The 21906-nt window shown below is 72.0% G+C and carries 18 protein-coding genes; 4 read left to right on the forward strand and 14 right to left on the reverse strand.

The genetic code is table 11. From position 1 onward, the window contains the following. Window positions 1-126: 126 nt before the first annotated feature. The 4 genes from ABD346_RS22385 (at window position 127) to pdxR (ending at window position 6487) form a co-directional block, all read left to right on the forward strand. Window positions 127-1317 (forward strand): sensor histidine kinase, encoded by a 1191-nt coding sequence (locus ABD346_RS22385; RefSeq protein ID WP_344377182.1) that lies wholly within the window; start codon window positions 127-129, stop codon window positions 1315-1317. 206 nt (window positions 1318-1523) lie between these two features. Further along, complete coding sequence (locus tag ABD346_RS22390) at window positions 1524-2309, forward strand: ABC transporter ATP-binding protein (RefSeq protein WP_344377075.1); 786 nt, start codon at window positions 1524-1526, stop codon at window positions 2307-2309. 49 nt (window positions 2310-2358) lie between these two features. Next, window positions 2359-4905: an ABC transporter permease gene (locus ABD346_RS22395; protein ID WP_344377076.1), complete on the forward strand. Its 2547-nt coding sequence runs from the start codon at window positions 2359-2361 to the stop codon at window positions 4903-4905. Window positions 4906-4966: 61 nt separating this feature from the next. Further along, window positions 4967-6487, forward strand: a complete 1521-nt coding sequence (pdxR, locus tag ABD346_RS22400) for a MocR-like pyridoxine biosynthesis transcription factor PdxR (RefSeq protein ID WP_344377077.1) — start codon at window positions 4967-4969, stop codon at window positions 6485-6487. A 17-nt stretch (window positions 6488-6504) separates the two neighbouring features. Here pdxR and ABD346_RS22405 read toward each other — a convergent pair whose 3' ends face one another. From ABD346_RS22405 to ABD346_RS22470, 14 genes are all read right to left on the reverse strand, one after another. After that, window positions 6505-7914, reverse strand: a complete 1410-nt coding sequence (locus ABD346_RS22405) for a UbiD family decarboxylase (protein ID WP_344377078.1) — start codon at window positions 7912-7914, stop codon at window positions 6505-6507. Beyond that, window positions 7911-8240: a chorismate mutase gene (locus tag ABD346_RS22410; protein ID WP_344377079.1), complete on the reverse strand. Its 330-nt coding sequence runs from the start codon at window positions 8238-8240 to the stop codon at window positions 7911-7913. Before ABD346_RS22410 ends, ABD346_RS22405 begins: the two co-directional genes overlap by 4 nt. Then, the gene (locus ABD346_RS22415) at window positions 8237-8581 is read right to left on the reverse strand and encodes a cupin domain-containing protein (RefSeq protein ID WP_344377080.1); all 345 of its coding nucleotides are present in this window, start codon (window positions 8579-8581) and stop codon (window positions 8237-8239) included. The genes ABD346_RS22410 and ABD346_RS22415 overlap by 4 nt, the downstream gene beginning before the upstream one ends. 34 nt (window positions 8582-8615) lie before the next feature. Then, window positions 8616-9290, reverse strand: coding sequence for a flavodoxin family protein (locus tag ABD346_RS22420; RefSeq protein ID WP_344377081.1), 675 nt, complete (start codon window positions 9288-9290; stop codon window positions 8616-8618). Between the two features lie 71 nt (window positions 9291-9361). Further along, on the reverse strand, window positions 9362-10666 hold the full coding sequence (locus ABD346_RS22425; protein ID WP_344377082.1) for a TrpB-like pyridoxal phosphate-dependent enzyme: 1305 nt from the start codon (window positions 10664-10666) through the stop codon (window positions 9362-9364). Window positions 10667-10723: 57 nt separating this feature from the next. Continuing rightward, the gene (locus ABD346_RS22430) at window positions 10724-11962 is read right to left on the reverse strand and encodes an MFS transporter (protein WP_344377083.1); all 1239 of its coding nucleotides are present in this window, start codon (window positions 11960-11962) and stop codon (window positions 10724-10726) included. Between the two features lie 4 nt (window positions 11963-11966). After that, window positions 11967-13181 carry an ATP-grasp domain-containing protein gene (locus ABD346_RS22435; protein ID WP_344377084.1) on the reverse strand — a complete coding sequence of 405 codons (1215 nt, stop codon included), beginning with the start codon at window positions 13179-13181 and terminating at the stop codon, window positions 11967-11969. Between the two features lie 76 nt (window positions 13182-13257). After that, window positions 13258-14037: a B3/B4 domain-containing protein gene (locus ABD346_RS22440; protein WP_344377085.1), complete on the reverse strand. Its 780-nt coding sequence runs from the start codon at window positions 14035-14037 to the stop codon at window positions 13258-13260. Between the two features lie 177 nt (window positions 14038-14214). Next, window positions 14215-15444, reverse strand: a complete 1230-nt coding sequence (locus ABD346_RS22445) for an MFS transporter (RefSeq protein ID WP_344377086.1) — start codon at window positions 15442-15444, stop codon at window positions 14215-14217. Further along, on the reverse strand, window positions 15444-16733 hold the full coding sequence (locus tag ABD346_RS22450; protein WP_344377087.1) for an amidohydrolase family protein: 1290 nt from the start codon (window positions 16731-16733) through the stop codon (window positions 15444-15446). Before ABD346_RS22450 ends, ABD346_RS22445 begins: the two co-directional genes overlap by 1 nt. 344 nt (window positions 16734-17077) lie before the next feature. Continuing rightward, a complete protein-coding gene (locus tag ABD346_RS22455) occupies window positions 17078-17737 on the reverse strand; it encodes a hypothetical protein (protein WP_344377088.1) in 660 nt (219 codons plus the stop codon). Beyond that, window positions 17721-19145, reverse strand: coding sequence for a phenylacetate--CoA ligase family protein (locus ABD346_RS22460; RefSeq protein ID WP_344377089.1), 1425 nt, complete (start codon window positions 19143-19145; stop codon window positions 17721-17723). The genes ABD346_RS22455 and ABD346_RS22460 overlap by 17 nt, the downstream gene beginning before the upstream one ends. A gap of 332 nt (window positions 19146-19477) precedes the next feature. Beyond that, window positions 19478-20065, reverse strand: a complete 588-nt coding sequence (locus ABD346_RS22465) for an anthranilate synthase component II (RefSeq protein WP_344377090.1) — start codon at window positions 20063-20065, stop codon at window positions 19478-19480. Next, window positions 20062-21585, reverse strand: a complete 1524-nt coding sequence (locus tag ABD346_RS22470; RefSeq protein WP_344377091.1) for an anthranilate synthase component I family protein — start codon at window positions 21583-21585, stop codon at window positions 20062-20064. Before ABD346_RS22470 ends, ABD346_RS22465 begins: the two co-directional genes overlap by 4 nt. Between the last annotated feature and the right edge of the window lie 321 nt (window positions 21586-21906).

Below are 21906 nucleotides of genomic sequence, written 5' to 3' on the forward strand. Positions count from 1 at the left end.
CGCCCCTTCCGGCCCGGCCCCGCAACCCCGGCGTCCGGCCCGCGCCCCGCCTCCCGCCCCCGTGAAGGCACCCTCGCCTCCCACCCCCGCAGGGCCCGCCTCGCCCTCACCTCCCTCCGCTGGAAGATCGCCGCGCTGGCCGCGGTCACCGCCTGCCTCGTCGCCGTCGCCGTCGGGCTGCTCGTGCACTTCTGGACCGCGCACGACATCCGCGAACGGGCCGAGATGCGCGCCTTCAACTCCGTCTACTCCGCCATGGACACCTACCGCCGCACCGGCACCCTCTCCGACGGCGCCCTGCTCGATCCCCCCGACCTCCCCGTCTCGCTCCGCCACCCCACCGACGGCGACCGGCACACCGCCTACGACGGCCACGTCGACGGGAACTCCGGGCCCACCGTCTGGGGTGCCCAGCGCGTCGCCGGGCCGGGCAGCCCCGTGCTGGCCGTCGAGGTCAACATGAACTCCGATCTCTACGGGCTGCGCCGGCTCGATGCGACCATGGCCGTCGCCTCGCTCGCCTCGGTCGCCGCCGCCGTGCCCCTCGCGGTGTACGGGGCCGGGCTCATCGGGCGGCGGCTTCGGCGGGTCTCCGAGACCGCGGGGCGCATCTCCGCCGGGGACCTCGACGCCCGGACCGGGCCCACCCAGGGCAACGACGAGGTGTCCGAGATCGCCGCCACCGTCGACCTCATGGCCGACAGCCTCGGCCGCCGGCTCCGCACCGAGCGCCAGTTCACCGCCGACGTCGCTCATGAACTCCGCACCCCTGTCGGCGGGTTGCTCGCCGCCGTCGATCTGCTGCCGGACGGAGAGGACGTGGATCTGGTACGGGGGCGCGTTCGCGACCTCCGGGGGCTCGTCGAGGACCTCCTGGAGATCTCCCGGCTCGACGCCGGGGCCGAGCAGCCCGTCCACGCCCACGTCCCCCTCGACGCCGTCGTCCGCGAGGCCGTCACCCGTACCGGGCTCGATGCCGGGATCAGCGTCGCCGAGGGCACGCACACCGTCGAGACCGATCCCCGTCGGCTCGAACGGATCGTCAGCAATCTCGTCGTCAACGCCCACCGGCATGGCGCCGGGCCCGTCGAGGTCGGCGTCTCGGACCGTACCGTCGTCGTACGCGACCACGGCCCCGGGTTCCCCGCCGACCTGCTGCGCGACGGGCCCCGCCGCTTCCATACCGGGGCCGAGGAGCGCGGGGCCGGGCACGGGCTCGGCCTGACCATCGCGCTCGGCCAGGCCCACGTCCTCGGCGCCGAGCTCCGCCTCGACAACGCCCCGGACGGCGGGGCCGTCGCCACCCTGCGCCTGTAACGCCGCCCCGGACGGCGGAGCCCGCGCACCCCACACCTGAAACACCGCCCCGACCCGCGGAGCCCGCGCCACCCCGCACCTGAAACACCGGGCCCTACAGAACTGCTGCGCACCGGCGCCTTCGCCGATACACAGCCGCCCAGGCCCGGATACGTACCCCGGACACCCTTTCCAGTGCCCCCTCCCGCACTCGAAGTGGAGTCCCCGTGACCGCGCAGCCCCTCGCCCCGTTCCCGCCCCGCCCGGCCCCCGGCATCGCGGCCGCCACCACCGAGCTGTCGAAGGTCTACGGCAGTGGTGACACCCGGGTCGTCGCCCTGGACCGGGTCAGCATCGGGTTCCGGGAGGGCGAGTTCACGGCGATCATGGGGCCCTCCGGGTGCGGCAAGTCCACCCTGATGCACTGTGCCGCGGGGCTCGACTCGGCCAGTTCCGGGTCGGTGCACATCGGCACCACCGAGCTCGGCTCCCTCAACGACCGGCAGCTCACCGAGCTCCGCCGGGACCGGATCGGGTTCATCTTCCAGGCGTTCAACCTGCTCCCCACGCTGACCGCCCTGGAGAACATCACCCTCCCCATGGACATCGCGGGGCGCAGGCCCGACCGGGCCTGGGTCCAGCGGATCATCGGCATGGTCGGGCTCTCCGACCGCCTCGCGCACCGGCCCGCCCAGCTCTCCGGCGGACAGCAGCAGCGCGTCGCCGTGGCCCGCGCGCTGGCCTCCCGGCCCGCGATCGTCTTCGGCGACGAGCCCACCGGCAACCTCGACTCCCGCGCCGGCGCCGAAGTCCTCGGCTTTCTGCGCGACTCCGTACGCGAACTCGGCCAGACCGTCGTCATGGTCACCCACGACCCCGTCGCCGCCGGCTACGCCGACCGCGTCGTCTTCCTCTCCGACGGATCCCTCGTCGACGAGATGGTGCGCCCCACCCCGGACCGCGTCCTCGACCGGATGAAGGAATTCGACACCACCCGGCCCGCCCGCAGCTGACGCCCAGTCACCTCATGTGTCCCATCGGCCATTTGCTGAAAGTCCACCCATGCTGAGAACCGCCCTGCGCAACGTCCTCGCGCACAAGGCCCGTCTGGTCATGACCGTCCTCGCGGTCTGTCTGGGTGTCGCCTTCGTCTGCGGCACCCTCGTCTTCGCCGAGTCCTCCGCCGCCGCCTACCGCGGCGCCGCGTCGAAGAACTTCGCCGGCATCGCGGTCACCGTGACCCCGAAGGACCCCCCGCCCGGGACCCCCGCCGACCGGCCCGCCGACGTGCTCGACGACGCCCTCGTACGGAAGCTGGCCGGCGTGCCCGGAGTCACCGCCGTGCGGCCCTCCGTCGACGGCTCGGCCACCCTCAACGCCGCCGACGGCAGCCCGCTGCGGGCCGGCAAGGCGTGGGCCAACCTCGCCGCCGCCTACGTACCGAACGCGGACGGCAAGGACAGCCGCTATCCCCTGGCCGAGGGGCGCGCGCCCGCCAACGACGGCGAGATGGCCGTCGACCGCGGCACCGCCGACGCCGGGCATCTCCGCGTCGGCGACCTGGTCACGCTCGCCACCGACGGGCCCGTCATGACCAAGCGGCTCGTCGGCATCGTCACCACCGAGGACACCCGGGTGACCGCGGGCGGCACCCTCGCCCTGTTCGACAAGGCCACGGCGCAGCGCTTGTTCACGACCCCGGGCCACTACACCTCGATCGATCTCGCGGGCGAAGCCAGGACCGACCAGGTCACCGCCCTGCTCCCGGCCGACCGCGCCCTCGCCACCAGCGGCGCCGCGCAGGCCGCCCAGCAGGCGACGAACGTCGACATGATGACCCGGGGCCACCAGAAGATGCCGAAGATCTTCGCCGGGGTCGCGCTGTTCATCGGGTCGTTCCTCATCGTCAACACCTTCACGATGCTCGTCTCGCGGCGGACCCGCGAGATCGCGCTGCTCCGGGCGATCGGCGCCACGCGCCGCCAGGTGGTGCGGTCCGTGCTGTGGGAGGCCGTTCTGGTCGGGCTCGCCGCGTCGGCGGCCGGGTTCGTCGCCGGGCTCGGCATCGCCTCCGTACTGCCCGACCTGCTCGGCACCGCCCAGGACCCGCTCCCGCACGGTCCGTTGGTGATCGGAGCGCGTCCGGTCGTGGCGGCGCTCGGCGTCGGCGTGGGCATCACCGTGCTCGCCGCCTGGCTGCCGTCCCGCAGGGCCGCGAAGATCGCGCCCATCGAGGCGCTGCGCTCGGCCGAGCAGCCGCCCACCCCCGCCGCGTCCCGGACACGCACGGCACTCGGCGCGATCCTGCTCGTCGCCGGAGCGGGGCTGCTCGTCTCGCTCACCGGCGCCAAGGACGCCTCCGACGCCAACCTCCAGAACGCCATGGCCGGCTGCGCTCTGCTCGTCGCCGCCCTGATCACGCTCGCGCCGCTGCTCGCCGTCCCCGTGATCCGGCTCGGCGGTCGGCTGACCGGCCGGTTCGGGGTCACCGGGCGCCTCGCCCGCGAGAACGCCCTCCGGGATCCGCGACGTACGGCGGCCACCGCGTCCGTCCTCATGATCAGTACGGCGCTGGTCGCCGGGCTCGCGGTCATCGGCGACTCCACCTCGGGGGCACTCGACCGCCAGGCCGCGTCCGGCCTCAGTGCCGATTACGTGATCGGCAGCCGCACCACCACGACCGCCATCGACCCGGCCGCCCTGAAACGCGTGGCCGACACCCCCGGCGTGGAGACCGCCTCCGCCGTCGCCGACTCCACCCTGTTCACCGGCGGCACTGTCCGCAGCATCTCCGGCGTCGACCCCGCCACCGTCGACAGGGTCGTACAACTCGACTTCGTCAGCGGCTCGTCGAAGGATCTGGGGCCCGGCCGGATCGCCCTCTCCAGCTCCGTCGCCCGGGAGCAGGGCGTGAGCACCGGCGGCACGGTCAACGCCCACATCGGCCCGGGCAACGACTTCAAGCCGTACACGGTCGTCGGCGTCTACCGGGACAATCCCATCGCCGACGACGCGCTCGGCGCCCGCAGCGAGGTCCAGGAGCACAGCTTCAAGCCCGGCACCGTCCAGCGGATCCTCGTGCGCACCGACGGCGGCGCCGTCTCGAAGACCACCGGGGACCGGCTGCGCACCGCCACCGGCAACAGCCCGCTCGTACAGGTCAAGGACCGCGAGGAGCTCGTGCACGAGGCCGCCGGGTCCCTGGGCGAGCTGCTGACCCTGATGTACGGGCTGCTCGCCATCGGGGTCGTGATCTCGCTGCTCGGCATCGTGAACACCCTCGCGATGTCGGTCGCCGAGCGCACCCGCGAGATCGGCGTGCTGCGCGCCATCGGCATGGACCGGTCCGGGATCCGGCGGATGATCCGGCTCGAAGCGGTGACCGTCGCCGCGTTCGGCACGCTGCTCGGCCTGGGGGGCGGCCTGTTCGGCGCCTGGGCGGTCGGCTCGCTCGCGGGCGGGGCGATGACGCAGTACTCCCTCTCTCTGCCCTGGGGCACGCTGCTGCTCGTGTGCCTCGTCTCGCTCACGATCGGCGTGGTCGCGGCGGCCGTCCCGGCCCGCAGGGCCGCCGCGCTGAGCCCGCTGGAGGCCGTCGCCGAGACGTGATCCGGTCCCGGCCCCACGCCGTGGCAGACTCGGCAGAAGTACCTGCCGGAGGGGGGAAGGCGTGGGGTCGTCGGAGTTGCTCATCGTCCTCGACCGGGACGGGAGTACGCCGTTGCAGCAGCAGGTCTGCGACCAGATCACGGCGCTGGTCCGGGCCGGACAACTGCGGCCGGGGGACAGCGTGCCCGCCTCGCGCGAGCTCGCCCAGCAGCTCGACGTGTCGCGGACCGTCGTCACCCGGGCCTACGAACTGCTGCGGGCCAACAACGTCATCACGGCCAGGCGCGGCTCGGGCACGAAGGTCGCGCCCCAGGCGGCCGCCCCGCCCCAACGCCCCACGCCGAAGGCCGCGTTCGCACCCCAGCCGCCCCGCGCCACCGACGGCAGCAGCGCTCTGTGGCAGCCCTGGGAGCCGCCGCCCACGCACCACCCGAGCACCGCCCTCGACTTCCGGCACGGCACCCCGGCGCTCGCCGAGTTCCCCGTCGCCCGCTGGCGCCAGTCGCTGCACGACGCGTACGGCCGCGCCGACGTCGCCGCCCTCGGGTACGGGCCCGCCGAGGGCTCGCCCACGCTGCGGACCGAGATCGCCACGCTGGTCCGCCAGAGCCGGGCCCTGGACGCCTCGCCCGACCACATCATGGTGACCAGCGGCGCCACCCAGGCCCTCGACATCCTGGTCCGGATGCTGGTCGGGCCGGGCGATGTGGTGGTCATCGAGGACCCGAGCCACACCGTGCTCCGTCAGGTCTTCGGCTGCTCGCAGGCGAGCGTGGTGCCCGTTCCGGTGGACGAACAGGGCCTGCGGGTGGGCGACATCGACGCCTGCGTACGCGCGCACGGGCACGACCCGGCGCGCGTGAAGCTGGTGTACGTGACGCCCTCGCACCAGTTCCCCACCGGCGTCATCCTGTCCGAGGGACGACGGCGCGGGCTCCTGCACTGGGCGTACGAACACGGGGCGGTCGTCCTGGAGGACGACTACCACAACGAGTTCACGTTCACCGGCGAGCGCCTTCCCGCGCTCGCCGCCGAGCGGCACCGCGACACCGTCGTCTACGTCGGCAGCTTCAGCAAGACGCTCTTCCCTGCGCTGCGCATCGGCTACGCGGTCCTGCCGCAGCCCCTGGTGCAGCCCTTCCTCGGCATCAAGTGGATCACCGACCGGCTCACTCCCACGGTCGCCCAGGACGCCCTCGCCGACTTCATCTCCACCGGCGCCTACGCCCGCCACATCAGCCGCATGACCCGCCTCTACCGCCAGCGCCGAAGCCGCCTCCTCGAAGCGCTGTACGAGCACTTCGGGGCCGAGGTCCGCATCTCCGGCGAGGCGGCGGGCCTGCACGTCCTGGTCACGCTGACCGGCGCGCGCGGCATCCCGGAGGAGCGGATCGCCGAGGTCGCGGCCGGGCACGGGGTGCGGATCTACCCCGCGTCGGGCTACTTCGTCCAGGACCCGCCCGCCGAGCCGACCTTCCTCATGGGCTACGCGGCCCTGCCCGCGCCGCGCATCACCCGAGGCGTCGACCTCTTGGCGGACGCGGTACGGGAAGCGACGGGAGGAGCGTCCGCCTGCCGCTGAGCCACGGTGCGTCGACGCTAGGGCTCCGTGAAGCGCGGCCGGTGGAAGCGGTCCCGCAACGCATACGGCACCGTGCAGTCGAAGTGGGCCTTCGCCGTGCGGCCGTCGGCCGAGACCGTGGGCGAGTACGCCGGGGACTGCGTCGGGTCCAGCGGGAAGCCGAGCCGGTCGGGCAGGACCGCCACGTCGCGGTCGGCCTGGAGCCGGGTGGTCATCGCCCACCACAGGTCCGCGTCCGATTCGACGTCGACGTCCTCGTCCACCGAGACGGCCAGCTTGGCCATCCGGAACTCCTCCAGGACCGACTCGGCCGCCTTGCGCACCGCCTCGTCGTCCGCCGGCGACCGCTTGGACCGCCACTGGAGTACGACCATGAGCTGGCCGCCCCCCGCCGTGTGGCAGTGCACGGCCCGCACCGGAGCGTCCAGCTCCCGCAGCCGCGCGAGCACCGCCGCCTCCATCCCGAAGCCGAGCAGCACCGACTGCTCGTGCCCCGGCCCCGAGACGGTCTGGAAGATGGCACCGTCGCGGGCCGTGATCCCGGTGACCCGCACGGTCGGCAGACCGGGGTGCGCCCGCCCCTGGTACCCGAGGAACTCCGGTGTGGCATAAGGCCCCCGGGGATTCTCCGGAGCCACATCGCCCACCAGCTCGCCCTCGATCACATACTCCGCGTGCGCGATGCACTCCGCCGCCACGGTCCGGCAGTCCGTCAGCTCGACCGGAGCCCCGCCCAGCGCGCCCGCCACCGCCAGTTCGTCAACACCCGCCGGTACCAGGGATGTCGGACAGCACGACGAAAGGAGCACCGCCGGGCCGAGGCCCACGTGGATCGCCACCGGCAGGTTCGCGCCCCGGCGGCGGGCCGCGAGGTGGGCGGCCTCCAGGTCGCGGCCCGGCACCATCCAGATGGAGAGCCGGTCGGGCCCCTGGACGCACATCCTGTGGACGGAGAGGTTGCGTACGCCGGTGTCGGGGTCGGTCGCCAGGACCGCGCCGAGCGTCAGGTACGGGCCCGCGTCCTCGCCGGTCAGGACCGGCACGGGCAGCGCCGTCAGGTCCGGCGCGAGCAGGGTGCGCGCGGGCTCCCGGCCGCCCCGGGTGCGCACCGGCGGGACCGGCGCGGCCACCGCGGCCAGGAGCCGGTGCGGCAGTTCGGCCGGGGTGGTCCCGAGCAGGGCCGCCGCCCGGCGCCGGGTTCCGTACAGGCCGATGAGGACCGCCCGGCCGCTCGGCCCGACCCGCTCGAAGAGGACGGCGGGGCCGGGGCCGGTCGGCGGCGGGGCCGGTGTCCCGGCCCACTTCGCGTACCGGGCGGAGACCCCGAACCGGGCCGGGACCTCCTCCCGTTCCCGCACCAGCTCGCCGGGCATGGGATCGAGCCCGGCGAGCGCGGTGCGGAGATCGGCGAGCCGGCGCCCTGTCATGCCGCGCCCTCGCGGACCTTCCGGGCGTCGGCCGCGGCGGCCCGGCGTTCGGCGAGCAGACCCATCTGAAGATCGGTCAGCTCCGTGATCAGGGTGCGGTAGACGCTCTCGGCGATGCCCGGCGGCATGCCCTCCTCGGCCGCGAGGTGCCGCACCTTGTCGATGACCTGGGCGACCCGGCCGGGCGAGCGAACCGTCTCCTCGTCGTTCTTGAACTCTGTCAACTCCCGTACCACAGCCGTGCGTTGGGCCAGCAGGGCGATGATCTGCCGGTCCAGGGCGTCGATGGAGACGCGCAGCTCGTCGATGCGTTCCGGTCCGGTCACGGGGCGGGGACCTCGTCGATCACGTACACGACGGTCTGCTCGGTGTCGGAGCCCTGCGAGCGGTGCCGCTCGTCGCCGGGGATGACGAAGCCCATGCCGGGACGGCACGGCACCGAGCGGTCGTCGAAGTGGATCGTGAACTCGCCCTGGAGCACATAGCCCTGGTGGCCGTGCTCGCACCACTTCAACTCGTTGAATCCGGGGGGCAGTTCGAGCAGACGGACCCTGCGTCCGCCGGTGTAGGCGATCTTCACCCGGCCGACGGCGCCGGGCTTGTCCCACTTCTCCCACGGGATGGCGTCGAAGTCGATGCCGACCAGGGCGGGGGTGGTGGTGCTCATGACGGGGCTCTCCTCGGTGATGGCGATCAGTGGCTCAGGAAACGGAACGGCTGCGCTCCACACGCTCGTTGCGGTCGTCCAGGGGCAGCACCGGCTCGCCCGTGGCCGAGCGGTGCCTGCGCAGCAGCAGGGTCATGTCGATCATGCGGTGGGTCATTCGCTCCAGGGCGTCGAGGCCCTCGGTGTCGTTCAGGCCCGGCTCCGGCGCGGTGTTGCGGATCAGCGCCGGGAAGCCGCTGCCGACCAGGATCATCCGGTTGAGCAGCAGGTTGTCGACGAGCTGGTTGTGCACGGAGGCATCGCTGTAGCGGCGGCCGGTGACGATGATGCCGCCGACCTTGTTGGCCAGCGGGCGGTCGAAGCGCAGAAACCCGACGCCCGCCCGCTCGATGAAGATCTGCATGAGGTGCGCGAGGCCGAAGCCGTGCACGGGCACGGCGTAGATGATGCCGTCGGCGCGCTTCATCTCCTCGACGATGGCCGGCATGTCGTCCGGCAGCGCGCACGGGATGGTGCGGCTGTTGCAGTCGCCGCACGGGCTGCACGGCGAGATGCGGTGGTCGCGCAGATACACCGTGCGGAACGCGGCTCCCCGGCCCCGCACCAGCTCTCCGGCGTAGTCGAGCGCGAGATCGGTGTTGCCGCCCGCCCGCTCGGACCCCGATATGCCGAGGATGACGGGTTTCTCGGTACGTACTGCTCCTTGCATGTGCTTCCCCCCTTGCCTACTGGTCCCACGGGGGCGGGCCGTGGCGGCCCGCCCCTCCCCCGGACCGTCGGTCAGTCCTTGAGCTTTCCGGCGAAGTAGTCGATGTACGCCTGCATGTCGAAGTGGCCGTGCCCGGAGAGCGAGAACAGGATGCTCTTCGACTCGCCGGACTCCTTGCAGGCCAGCGCCTCGTCGATGGCCGCGCGCACGGCGTGGGTCGACTCGGGCGCGGGCACGATGCCCTCGTTGCGGGCGAAGGTGACGCCGGCCTCGAAGCAGGCGGTCTGCGGCACGGCCCGCGCCTCCAGGAGGTCGAGCTCCTTCAGCTGGCTGATGATCGGCGACATGCCGTGGTAGCGGAGCCCGCCCGCGTGGATGCTCGGCGGCACGAAGTCGTGGCCCAGCGTGTGCATCTTGGTGAGCGGCGTCATCCCCGCCGTGTCGCCGAAGTCGTACTCGAACGTGCCCTTGGTCAGCGTCGGGCAGGACGACGGTTCCACCGCGATCGCCCGCACCGAGCGGCCGCCGCGCATCTGCTCGCCCAGGAACGGCAGGGCGAGCCCGCCGAAGTTGGAGCCGCCGCCGGCCGCGCCGATCACGATGTCCGGGTAGTCCTCGGCCAGCTCCATCTGGAGCAGGGCCTCCTTGCCCATGATCGTCTGGTGCATCAGGACGTGGTTGAGCACCGAGCCGAGCGCGTACTTGGCGGTGCCGCCGCTCTTCACGGCCGCCTCGACGGCCTCGGAGATGGCGAGCCCCAGGCTGCCGGGGGAATTCGGGTCGGCGGCGAGCGCCGCGCGCCCGGCCTCGGTGAGCTCGCTGGGGCTCGCGGTGACGCTGGCGCCGAACGTCTCCATCAGGCCCCGGCGGTACGGCTTCTGCTGGTAGCTGACCTTCACCATGTACACCTCGCAGACGAGGCCGAAGTACTGGCAGGCGAGCGAGAGGGAGCTGCCCCACTGCCCGGCGCCGGTCTCCGTGGTGAGGCGCTCCACGCCCGCCTGCTTGTTGTAGTACGCCTGCGGGATCGCGGTGTTGGGCTTGTGGCTGCCCGCCGGGCTGACGCCCTCGTTCTTGAAGTAGATGCGGGCCGGGGTGTCGAGAGCCTTCTCCAGGCGCCGGGCCCGCACCAGCGGGCTCGGCCGCCACTGCTGGTAGACGTCGATGACGGCGCCCGGGATGTCGACCTCGCGGTCGGTGGAGAACTCCTGGGCTATCAGCTCCGCCGGGAACAGCGGCTCCAGGTCGGCCGGGGTGATGGGCTCGCGGGTGCCGGGATGCAGCATCGGGTCCAGCGGCTTCGGCAGGTCGGCGACCACGTTGTACCAGGTGGTGGGGATCTGGGCTTCGGACAGGAGGAACTTCGTCTGGGACATGGACACTTTCCTGTGAGTGGAGTGGAGCCGGTACGGAGTGACTCGGACGGGGGAGGTCTAGGTGTTCGCCGGGGCCGCCTTAGGCTCCGCGTCGGCGCCGGTCCTGAGCGCGGCGGACGGCCTGATCCGCAGGAGCGCGAAGCCGGCCATGCCGATGAGCGGGGCGAGCAGCAGCGTCACGAAGACGGGCCGGTAGCCGTCGGACGACCACAGCACGCCCAGACCGACCGGCACGACGAGCCGGGCCAGGCCCAGGACGAAGCCGTTCAGGGCCATGAAGCTGCCGACGCGGCGCTCGTCCACATGGTCGGCGACATAGGTGGGCACGACGACCGACACGATGATCTCGCCGAGCGTCCACACCACGGTGGAGAGCAGCAGCGCGGGCAGCGAGAACCCGAAGACGATCACGCAGAGCCCGAGCGTCCACAACAGCCCCGCGACCATGAGCAGCGTCTTGGTGCCGTAGCCGCGCATGTTCTTCTCCATGAACAGCCCGAGGCTCACCACGACGACGCTGTTGATCGTGTAGACGGCGCCGACCAGACCGGCCGAGTCGTGCAGGACGGTCGTCACCGCGAGCGGCAGCGCGTATTCGAGGCCGATGAGCGGCACGACGTAGAAGAAGGAGACGAGCACGAGCAGCAGGACATGATGGTGCCCGAGCAGACCCGAACTCCCCTTTTCCTTGGACGAGTTGGCGTCCTCCGGCTTCTTGGCGCGCCGGTCGCGCGGCACCCAGAGCGTGATCATCGCAGCGCACAGCAGGCCCGCGAGGATGTTGCCCGCGAACATCACGTGGTACGAGTACGCGGCGGCGACCCCGCCCAGGAGCGGGCCCACGCCCATGCCGAGGTTGTTGCCGACGTAGCTGATCGTGTACGCGAACGGGCGCTGCTCGGGGGTGGTGAGGTCGGCGACCAGGGTGTTGGAGGCCGGGCTGAACATGCCCATGCCGACGAGGGCGACGAAGAGCAGTGCCGCGTACGTCCAGGGCGCGCCGTCGAGCAGGGCGAGGCCGAGATAGCCGGCCGCGTTGAGGATCAGCGCGCTCAGCAGTGCCGTACGCCGGCCCTTCAGGTCGCACAGCGGGCCGCTCAGGAGGCTGCCGACCAGGAGGCCCGTGCTGCCGATGGAGATGAGCAGGCCCGCCTCGCCGGGGCTGAGGTCCTTGCCGCGCACCAGGTAGACGGCGAGCAGCGGGAAGACGAACATGCCGGCGCGGTTGACGAAGGAGGCGAGGAACAACACCCGTAAGGCGAGCGGGAGTTCCTTGAAGCGCGCGACCCACACCATGGCTCTAGGCCTCGGTCTCGACGCGGAAGCTGTCCCGGACGGTCTTGAAGCGGGCCTTCACGTCCTCGAAGTCGACGCCTTCGCACACGTACCAGCCGAGTACGTCGTTGGACGCGGTCGGCGGGGCGAGGACGTCGCCGACGTGCTTCCACACGTCGGCGTCCACCACGCCTTCCAGGGCGACGAGTTCGGCCGCCGAGGTGATGGCGGTGATCGTCCCGTACTCCCCGGAGGAGAGGTATTCCGTGCCGACCTCCGGGCCGAGCCGGGCCGCCGGGCGGTGCTCGGGGTCGAGCTCCAGGCGGCACCACTCACCCGCGAGGTTGATGCCGCGCCCGGCCTCGATGGCGGGCACGATCGAGCCGCCGCCGGCCCGGGCGCCCGCCTCGCCGAAGACGATCTCGCCGTCGTCGAGGAGGAAGAACTCGGCGTGCACGACACCGGTGCTCAGGCCGAACCCGCGCAGCACCACCCTGTTCAGTTCCAGGATGCGGCGCTCGCGCTCGGACAGGTCGTGCTTGCGGGAGATGGTGCCGCCGGGCTCGTCCCGGTACTCCAGGACGGAGTAGGTGTACTGGGAGAGCTGCTCGAAGACGGCCTCGCCGCGCTGGAAGAGGGAGTCGACGTGGAACTCGGTGCCGCGGACGAATTCCTCGACGCGGTATTCGTGCCGGTCGTCCCCCATCTCGCTCCAGACGCGGTCGAGTCCGTCCCGGTCGTCCACGCGGTAGGTGTTGCCGCAGGCCCAGCCCGCGTACGGCTTGATGACGACCGGGTAGCCGACCTCCTCGGCGAACTCGGCGACGGCCGTCACGGTGTCGGGGCGGCAGGAGCGGGCGACGCGCACGCCGAGCTCCTCGGCCCTGCGGTGCATGACGTTCTTGTCGCGGAAGTTGAGTGCCTGGTCGGGGGTGAGGCCGGGGATGCCGTGGTCCCTGCGGGCCCGGCTCGCGGGCAGCACGTCGCCCTCGAACAGCGGGAAGATCCGCTCGATGCGGTGCTCGGCGACGATGGCGCCGACCGCCGCACGCACGGCCGCCGTGTCGTCCAGGTCGGCGTGGTACTGGGGCAGCCCGTCGGCCTCGGGTGCCTCCCAGCCGGTGGGCAGCAGCACCACACTGGCCACGCCGAGCTCGGCGGCGGCCGCGACGACACTGCGGAACTGGGCGGTGTAGCGCCCCGCGGCGGGCCGGTAGACCACCAGGATCGAGGGGTTCATGCGGTGCTCCTCATACGAGAGACGAGTCCGGGTTCCGGGTCCGATTCCGGACTCCTCCGGAGAGTGGGCTGCGGCATCAGCGGACGGTCGCGGCCGACGGGGCGGTGAACAGCTCCCCGCTCGGCGCGGTCCGGTCGAGCACCAGCGGCCGTCCCGGCTCGCCGCCGAGCTCGGTGAGCGCCACGACGAGCCGGTCGAGGGCCTCGTCGACGACGGCCCGGCCGCCCTCGTGCGCGGACTCCACGGTGAGCAGCAGCCTGCGGCGGCCCACGTCGGTCTTGACCACGTCGCCCTGGCGCCAGTTCCAGCGCCGCGAGTGCGCGCGGCCCTGCCCGTCGGCGTAGACGACCTCGCCCGGTTCGGGGGTCTCGGTGGCGTCGGGTGCGCCGAGCGGCGCGAAGACCTCGTTCCCGTACGCGAGCCGCACCTCCAGCCCGCCCTGGATGTCGCCCACGTCGCAGGACGCGACGGGCAGCCGGCTGTCCAGGGAGACCGCGTTGCACAGGTCGACCAGGGCGTTGATCCGGGGCAGCCGGTCGCCCTTGGCCACCCGGCGAAGGACCGACTCGGCGGCGCAGGGGAACTTGTTCGGGTTGACGTCGACCGTGCGGTAGGCGTCCCGCCAGGCGGCGATCGCGGGCAGCGCGGACACGTCCGCCTTGCTGAGCCCGGCCGTGTGCAGCGCGTCCTCGGCGGCGGTGAGCCGCGCGTCCACCTTCTCCGACTCCCGCACCACATCGACGTCCGGTACGGCGATCAGGCCGAGCACATAGCCGGGCACCCGCTCGCCGAGCCGCGCGTCGATGGTGACGGTGAGGGCGCCGGCGAGGCCGGGCCTGCTGGGGGAGGTCTCCATGGAGGTGGGTTCCTTCGGTTCCGTGGCCGGTCCGGTCCGGGGCTGGTCCGTGACCGGTCGTGGCTGTTTCGGGGCGGACCGCTGATGACGGTCCGACATTAGGGAGCGGGCAGGGGCGCGGCTGTGGCCAATTCCCGGGAAATCCAGAAGTCCACTTGGGGCCCGGCCCGCCCCCTCTCAGCCGGACTTCCCGGTCGCCGGGGCGGGCGCGGCGGGGGCCTGTCGGCCGGCCGCCGGGCCCCCGTCCTTCACCCGTACGCCGATGAGCGCCGTCCCCAGGGCGAGCACCGCGAGGACCGCGCCGAGCTGGCCGAGCCGGTCCAGGCCGTGTGCGCCGCCGTGGGCGATCACCCGGCCGCCGATGAAGCCGCCGAGGGAGATGCCCGCGAAGGTGGCCGAGGAGTTCAGGGAGAGGAGCAGCGGCCCGGAGGTGGGTGCGATCGCGAACAGGCGGTGCTGCTGCGGGGGTTGGGTGGACATCGCGGTGATGCCCCAGGCGGCCATGGCGAGTACGGCGGTGGCCAGCCCGTCCCGGGTCAGGGGCAGGGTGGCCAGGACCACGGCAAGCCCCGCGACGGACGCGAGCAGCACGGGCGTCGCGCCGAACCGGTCGGTGGCCCGGCCGCCCAGGACCGTACCGCCCACCGCGAGCACGCCGAAGACGAGGAGCAGCAGCGCGAGCGTGGTGCCGTTGCCGTCGGTGGCCGGGGCGAGCACCGCGCCGATGTACGTCAGGACCAGATAGCCGCCGGTCATGAACAGCAGGGTGGTGAGCACGGTGAACAGGACGCGGGCGTCCCGCACCGGGGCGAGCCGGGCCGCGAGCCCGGGCGACGCGGGCAGCCGCACCTCGGGAAGCCCGCCCGCGACGGCGGCCGCGCACACCGCGCCGAGTCCCGCGAGGAGCCAGAACGTGGAGCGCCATCCCAGGTCGGCGGCCAGCCAGGTCCCGAACGGCACGCCCGCGACGGTCGCCGCGGAAAGCCCGCCGAGCACCACCGCCATGGCCCGGCCGCGCCGCTCGGGCGCGGACAGGGCGGCGGCGGAGGCGGAGGCCGCCGGGATGTAGAGCGCGGCGCCCGCTGCGGTCGCGACCCGGGCCGCGAGCAGCCAGCCGAGACTCGGGGCGAGCGCGGACGCCGCGTTTCCGAACGCGAAGACGACGAGCGAGACGACGAGCACGGTACGCCGATCGACCCGCCCGGTGAGCGCGCCCAGCACGGGCGCGAGCACGGCGTAGGTCAGCGCGAAGACGGTACTGACCCACCCCACATCGGCAAGGCTGGATTTCAGTCCCTCGACGACTTCGGGCAGCACCCCGGCCACCACGAAGGTGTCCGTGCCGATGGCGAACGCGCCCACCGCGAGGACCGGGAGGACGGGAAGTACAGCTCGGGTCCTGCTCATCACGAGGCTCCAGCCGGGACGCGGGTACGGAAGGGGGTGGGGTCGCCCGCCACGGGGGCGCCACCGAGCAGCACGAGTTCGATGGCGCCGGGGCGGCTGAGGACGGTGATGTCGTCGGCGGGGTCGCCGTCCGTGACGACGAGGTCGGCGAGCCGGCCCGCCGCGACCACACCGGCGTCGTCCCCGCGCCCGGCGAGCCGCGCGCCGTTGGCGGTGGCCCAGGTCAGCACGGTGGGGGCGGGGATGCCCGCCATGGTGACGTACAGCTCGAGTTCCTTGGCGTAAGTGCCGTGCGGGGTCCAGGCGAAGCCGAAGTCGTCACCGGCCACGACCGGGATGCCGAGCTCCACCATGAGCGGCAGGATCCGCAGCGTGTTGTCGATCTCGGCCTCGAACTCCAGCGTCTCCAGGTACTCGCTGGTCTTGCCGTGCTCGGCGCCGGTGGTGAGCAGCATGTGCGGCTGGTAGAGGCTCGGCACGACGAAGATCCCGCGCTCGGCGATGGCGTCGAGCGCGGCGTCGTCGGCGTAGGTGGCGTGATCGATGACGTCGACGTCCGCGGCGATGGCGTTGCGGATCCCGCCGAGCCCGCGGGAGTGGGCCCGGACTTTCGCGCCGAGCCGGTGGGCGGTGTCGGCGGCAACCTTCAACTCCTCGGCGGTGAAGAGGAGTTCATGAGACCGCCCATTGGGAAAGGTGTCGTCCCCGGACGAGAAGACCTTGACGATCTCGGCGCCCTGGGCGATCTCGCCGGCGACGTACTCGGCCATCTCCTCCGGGGTGTCCGCGAGCCGCATCAGATCGGACGGGATCCGCTTCTTGACCTCGGGGTTACGGCGCTCGGGCGGCCCGGACACCATCAGGTCCCGGCTGCACGGGGTGATCCGGGGCCCGGCGAGGCGTCCCGAGTTGACGGCGCGCCGCAGGGCCATGTCGATCCCGGCGACGGATCCGGCCCCGACGAACGCGGTGTAGCCGAGCGCGAGGAGGTTGGTGGTGTTCTCGGCGGCGGCGAGGGTGACTTCGGGGATCGAGTGCTTGAACAGCATCTCCCGCCCGTCGAGAACGTTCAGGTAGGCGATGTGGGTGTGGCCGAGGGTCATGCCGGGCATGACGGTGCGGCCGTCGAGGTCGAGCACGTCGATGCCGTCGGCGTGCAGGGGGGCGAGGCCTTCGGGGAGGACGGCCTCGATGCGCCCGCCGTCGATCAGCACGCTGCGGTTGGGGAGCGAGGCTCGCCCGAGGCCCTCCTGCACGGTGGCTCGGTGGAGCAGGGTCTTGCGTGACATGGGTTCTCCAAACCAGTGGTAATGAATTCCGCAGTACCGAGCGCACCCCCTGGGGCTCCGCCCCAGACCCCGTTTTCGCGCCTCAAGGGCGCTCGTCCTCAATCGCCGGACGGGCTGGGTGAGCGGGAGCCAGGGTCTGCCATCGGCTGACAGGCTGAAGATTCCGGTGCCGGCCATGACCAGCGCTGCCAGGGGCGCGGGGAACTGCGCGAGCAGCCACGCACGGTCCGCAGCCTGACGGCCGTCGGGGGTCCGGGGCACAGTCCGGGGAAGCCTGCGGCCACCCACGATCCGCGGCCAGAGCACCGCACACCAAGCCCGCTCGGCCGGAGCGAACCCCCCATCTACCCACTCCCCCCGGAGGGCTCACGCTCCGCCCGCCCGAACAGCGTCCAGATGATCTCCGCGCCGGGCCGCGTGGCCACCCACCGCAAGCCGTGCGCACGCACACCCGGCGCGTTGGTGACGGCCAGTTCCGCACCCCCGTCCGCGAGGATCGACGCCGCGTGCTGAGTGGAGGACGCCTCCACCCACACGACCTCCCGCCCCCGCAGCGACGCCGGTACGACCTCCGCGTAGATCCGCCGCACCTCCCACATCGCGGCGACGGACACCGGCCCCTCCCCCGGCGGCAGCGGCACGCCGGGCGCCGCAGCGATCCCGTACTCGGGCGTGGCCTGCGGGAAGAACGCCCGCAGGCGCAGATCCCGATGCCAGTGGAACCCGGTGAGCCCGCCGTAAGCACTGGGCACGAGCGCCAACTCCACTCGCTCACGCAGAAGTTGATCCAGTACGTCGTCGAATGTGGCGAACAGTTCGACCCGCAGACCGTGCTCCGCCGCCAGGAACCGCGCGGCCAGGTCGCTCGACGTACCGGCAGGGCCGAGCGTGCCCAGAGTGGTGCCGGGTCGCGAGGCCCAGCGTCCGGTGAGCTCGCTCCAGCGCGCGGTGTACTCCTCGGCGAGCACCCCCGCGAGCGCCCCCGGGTCAGTTGTCGTAGCCACGGTTCGCCGCCATTTTCTGTGCCACCCGGGTCTCGTGGTCCGGCGCGGTGCGCCGGTCCACGATGCGGGCCGCCTTCCAGCTGACGAAGGCCCCCGTGCTGACGATCGGGTCGAGCCCGTCGCTCAGCTCGACGGCGACGGGCACCCCGAGCGCCTCGGAGGCCCTGGCCCGCACCGCATCCCGCAGGGACCCGGCATCGTCGACAAGACCCTTGAGCAGTTCGAGGCGTACGGTCAGCCGGTCCTGCCCGGACGCCTCGTCCCGCTCGATGACCACCTGGTACCCGGCGGACCCGGTGACCCCGGTCATGACGGCCGTCTCGATCTGCCCGGCGGTGAACCGCCGCCCGCCCAGGTCGAGCCGGTCCAGGGTGCGTCCGACGATGCGTACGAGATCGCCCGGCATCTCGCACCCGCAGTCGGACTCCTCGACGACGACCGCGTCTCCGGTGCGATAGCGCACCAGCGGCTTCACCCCGTCGACCAGCATGGTGACGGTCAACTCACCACTTCCGCGCGGCCCTTGGGACTCGCCTTTCTCCGGGTCGACGACCTCGATGACGTAATTCGTCTGCGACAGGTGCATCCGCTTGTTGCGGCACGCGGTCGCGATGACGAACGCCTCCTGCGAGCCGTACAGGATGTTGTAGACGTCGGCGCCCCAGACCGTCTCCAGGTTGTGGGCGAGCGCCGGGGTGCACATCTCGCCGGTGACGAACAGGAGCTTGACGGAGAAGTCCTCGCGCAGGTCGTAGCCGTAGTGCTCGGCGGCCTTGGCCAGGGTGAGCGCGACGCCGGGCGTGCAGCAGATGACCTCCAGTTCGAGGTCCTTCATCAGCTGGAGCGCTTTCTCGAAACCGATGACGGGCGAGTACGGCCAGATCTTGGCGTTCATCGAGCCGGTGTTGCGGGCGATGTCGCCGAGGGTGTCGCCGAACGAGTGCACCTCGGTCGGGCCCATCAGGCCGATGCGCGGGGCGTGTTCGCCGAAGTGGTGGCGGAAGATCGACGCCCAGGATTCCGTGATGTGGGCGTTGCTCGCCACGATCTCGCGCCCGTCGCGCGGGCAGGGGGTGGCCCGGCCGGTGGTGCCGGTCGTCTCGTAGAAGAAGAGGGAGTCGGCGAGTGGCCGGCTCAGGACGTCGAGCATCTCCTCACGCAGGTGTTCCTTGGTGGTGAAGGGGAGCGAGGTGAGGTCGTCGGGAGTCACGGACGCCAGGTCGGCGTCCTTCAAGTGCCGTTTGTAGAACGGGGATTGAGTGCTGACCTGTTCAAGGACGGTGGCCAGCTGTCGCGTACGCCAGTCGCGCAGGGCGGTGTCGGTGAGGGTGCGGTCGTAGAAGGCCCGGTGAAGTTCCAGGTAGCGCGCGGCGAAGTCCGCGGCGGGGCCGGTGCTGGGCAGCCACATGGCTGGGTCCTTTCGAGAGTGGTCAGTGACATGGGCGGCATGCTGCGAGCGGGTCAGTGCCGGGGCTCCGCCCCAGATCTCGTATCGCGCCTCAAGGGCGCTCGTCCTCACATGCCGGACGGCCCAGGAGTGGGCTCGCGTCCGTAATCGCCGAACAGGCCGAAATGCCTCAGTGCGGGACGGCATCGGCCCTGCCGGGGGCGCGGGGAACTGCGCGACCAGCCACGGCCGGCCCGCGGCCGAAAGCGGGTTCATGGTGCGCGGGGAACTGCGCAAACGGCACCCGGCAGCCCGCAGCCGGCCTACCGCATCCAGCGCGGCGCGCGACCGCGCTACCGGCCGACGCCGGCCACCCCCGCCCCCTCCAGGAAGTTGGAGAACAGCCGCATCCCGCCCTCGGTCATCACACTCTCCGGATGGAACTGCACCCCCTCGACGGCCAGCGAACGGTGCCGTACGCCCATGACGTACCCGTCGTCCTCGGACGTGGCCGAAACGTCCAGCTCGGCGGCCGGCGGCTCGGTGACGATCAGGGAGTGATAGCGGGTCACGGTCAACGGGTGGGCCGCGCCCGTGAAGACGCCGAGCCCGTCGTGCCGCACGGGGCTCGTCTTGCCGTGCATCAGCCGCTCGGCCACCGCGATCTTCGCCCCGTACGCGAGCCCGATCGCCTGGTGCCCGAGGCAGACGCCGAGCAGCGGCACCCGTCCGGCGAAGGCGTGCACGAGCTCGACGTGCCCGGAGTCCGCCGGGTGCCCGGGGCCGGGGCCGAGGACCACCGCGTCGGGGGCGGAGGAGACGAGCTGCTCCACGGAGCGGGTGCGCGAGCGCACGACCTCGGTCTCGGCGCCGAGGCTGAGCAGGTACTGGTCGATGATGTGGCTGAAGCTGTCGTACGCGTCGACGAGAAGGACCTTCACTTCTGGAGCTCCTCGCCGGTCAGCGCCCAGTACGTGGCGCTCATCTTGGCCAGTGTCTCGCGCCATTCGGCGGCGGGCTCGGAGTCGGCGACCATCCCGGCCGAGGCCTGGGTGCTGTAGCGGACCCCGTCGTGGACGGCGGTGCGGATGCACAGCGCGAGCACCGCGAAGCCGCGCACGTCGACGAGGCCGAGGGCGCCGGCGTAGATGCCGCGCGGGTGGTCCTCGATGTCGTTGATGATCTCCATGGCGCGCAGCTTGGGCGCGCCGGTCATGGTGCCGGCCGGGAAGGTGGCGCAGATCGCCGCCCACACGTCCGTACCGCTCCTGACCGTGCCGGACACGGTGGACACCAAGTGGTGGACGTACGCGAAGGGTTCGACCTCCATCATCGTGTCGACGGAGAGCGTGCCGGGCTCGCAGACCCGGCCGATGTCGTTGCGGCACAGGTCGACGAGCATGACGTGCTCGGCCTGCTCCTTGGCGCTCTCGCGCAGTTCGGTGACCCGGCGTGCGTCCTCGGCCGGGTCGTCGGCGCGGCGCGCGGTCCCGGCGATGGGCCGCATGGAGATGGCGTCGTCCTCGACCCGGATGAACAGCTCGGGACTGGCACCGATGACGGTCCGCCCCGCCCAGGGCACGAGATACATATAGGGGGACGGGTTGCGGTGCCGAAGCCGCCGGTACACCTCAAGCGGCGTCAGCTCGGTCTCGACGTCGATCCGGTGACCGATCTGGATCTGGTAGCTGTCGCCGATGCCGATGTGGTGGAGGCAGCGTTCGGCGCGCTCGATGAAGGTGGCCTCGTCGACGGTGTCGCGTACGGACGAGGCGACGGGCGCCTCCGGTATGCGCTCGTCGGCCGCCCCTTGTCCCCGTACCGCGTCGACGACAGTACGCAGTGCCGGCCTGCCCGCCTCCTTCGGCAACTGGGGCCCGTGGGCGGCCAGATGATGAACCCCGCCGCTCTTCAGGTCGTACCAGATGGTGTCCTTGAAGAGGGTGAGCGTGCAGCGCGGGAGGCCCGACTCGGGCTGGGCGGACGGGAGTTCCTCCATCGCCCAGGCCGCTTCGTACGACAGCGTGGTGAGGAATCCGAAGGCGAAGGTGCCCGTGGGGACGGCGGTGTCGACGTCGAACAGGGCCTGGACGGCGCGCAGGATGCGCCAGACCGTGCCGGGTTCGCGCACGGGCCACTGGCGGGTGGCACCCGTCGCATCCGCAACCGCGCCCGCTTCCCCGGTCGTTGCCGAGACCGCGGCGGCCAGCCGGTCACCGAGGGGGCCGGAGGCGACGAGTTCCAGCCGGTCGGCGTGAACGCGCAGTTCGGCGAGGCGGCCGTAGCCGACGGCGGCGTAGTGGCGGTCCTGGTCGGGGCCGTCGAGGCTTTCGAAGAGATAGACGTCACCTTGTTCCCGGGTACGGGCAAGGGCTTCGTAGAGACCCAGCGCGTCGACCTGCGGAAGTTCCTCGGAAACGACCCGGACCGGAATAGTCGCCGCCGCTTGGGAGCGGGGCAATTCACCGTCGTAAGCTGGTAGTTCTGACATTTTTGGCAGGTCTGACACGTGTGACACTTCTGATAGCCCTGATACGTCTGACAACAAGGACACGTCGAAAGCCTTCCTGATCCGACTGGACCGCAGGGGCTTCGAGGAATGAGCAAACACGTCGACAGCGCGCCGAAGACCAGGCATCGCACGTCACGCATGTCCCGAACGGCCCGACCGGCCCGCGGGACTCCCCCGTGCCACCCCCACTCGCCGATTTCCCCCGGCGACGAATGTGTGTGCCCAATGACTCCATCAAACGTGGGACCGACCCAGCCATACCACTTCGGC

The organism is Streptomyces mauvecolor, assembly GCF_039532965.1.
In the GTDB taxonomy this organism is placed as follows: domain Bacteria; phylum Actinomycetota; class Actinomycetes; order Streptomycetales; family Streptomycetaceae; genus Streptomyces; species Streptomyces violascens.

What these genes read in the sequence shown, in the direction of transcription:
- ABD346_RS22395 (WP_344377076.1), top strand. Translation starts at nt 2,359, where the DNA reads ATGCTGAGAACCGCCCTGCGCAACGTCCTCGCGCACAAGGCCCGTCTG.
- ABD346_RS22405 (WP_344377078.1), bottom strand. Translation starts at nt 7,914, where the DNA reads ATGACAGGGCGCCGGCTCGCCGATCTCCGCACCGCGCTCGCCGGGCTC.
- ABD346_RS22415 (WP_344377080.1), bottom strand. Translation starts at nt 8,581, where the DNA reads ATGAGCACCACCACCCCCGCCCTGGTCGGCATCGACTTCGACGCCATC.
- ABD346_RS22420 (WP_344377081.1), bottom strand. Translation starts at nt 9,290, where the DNA reads ATGCAAGGAGCAGTACGTACCGAGAAACCCGTCATCCTCGGCATATCG.
- ABD346_RS22425 (WP_344377082.1), bottom strand. Translation starts at nt 10,666, where the DNA reads ATGTCCCAGACGAAGTTCCTCCTGTCCGAAGCCCAGATCCCCACCACC.
- ABD346_RS22430 (WP_344377083.1), bottom strand. Translation starts at nt 11,962, where the DNA reads ATGGTGTGGGTCGCGCGCTTCAAGGAACTCCCGCTCGCCTTACGGGTG.
- ABD346_RS22435 (WP_344377084.1), bottom strand. Translation starts at nt 13,181, where the DNA reads ATGAACCCCTCGATCCTGGTGGTCTACCGGCCCGCCGCGGGGCGCTAC.
- ABD346_RS22440 (WP_344377085.1), bottom strand. Translation starts at nt 14,037, where the DNA reads ATGGAGACCTCCCCCAGCAGGCCCGGCCTCGCCGGCGCCCTCACCGTC.
- ABD346_RS22445 (WP_344377086.1), bottom strand. Translation starts at nt 15,444, where the DNA reads ATGAGCAGGACCCGAGCTGTACTTCCCGTCCTCCCGGTCCTCGCGGTG.
- ABD346_RS22450 (WP_344377087.1), bottom strand. Translation starts at nt 16,733, where the DNA reads ATGTCACGCAAGACCCTGCTCCACCGAGCCACCGTGCAGGAGGGCCTC.
- ABD346_RS22460 (WP_344377089.1), bottom strand. Translation starts at nt 19,145, where the DNA reads ATGTGGCTGCCCAGCACCGGCCCCGCCGCGGACTTCGCCGCGCGCTAC.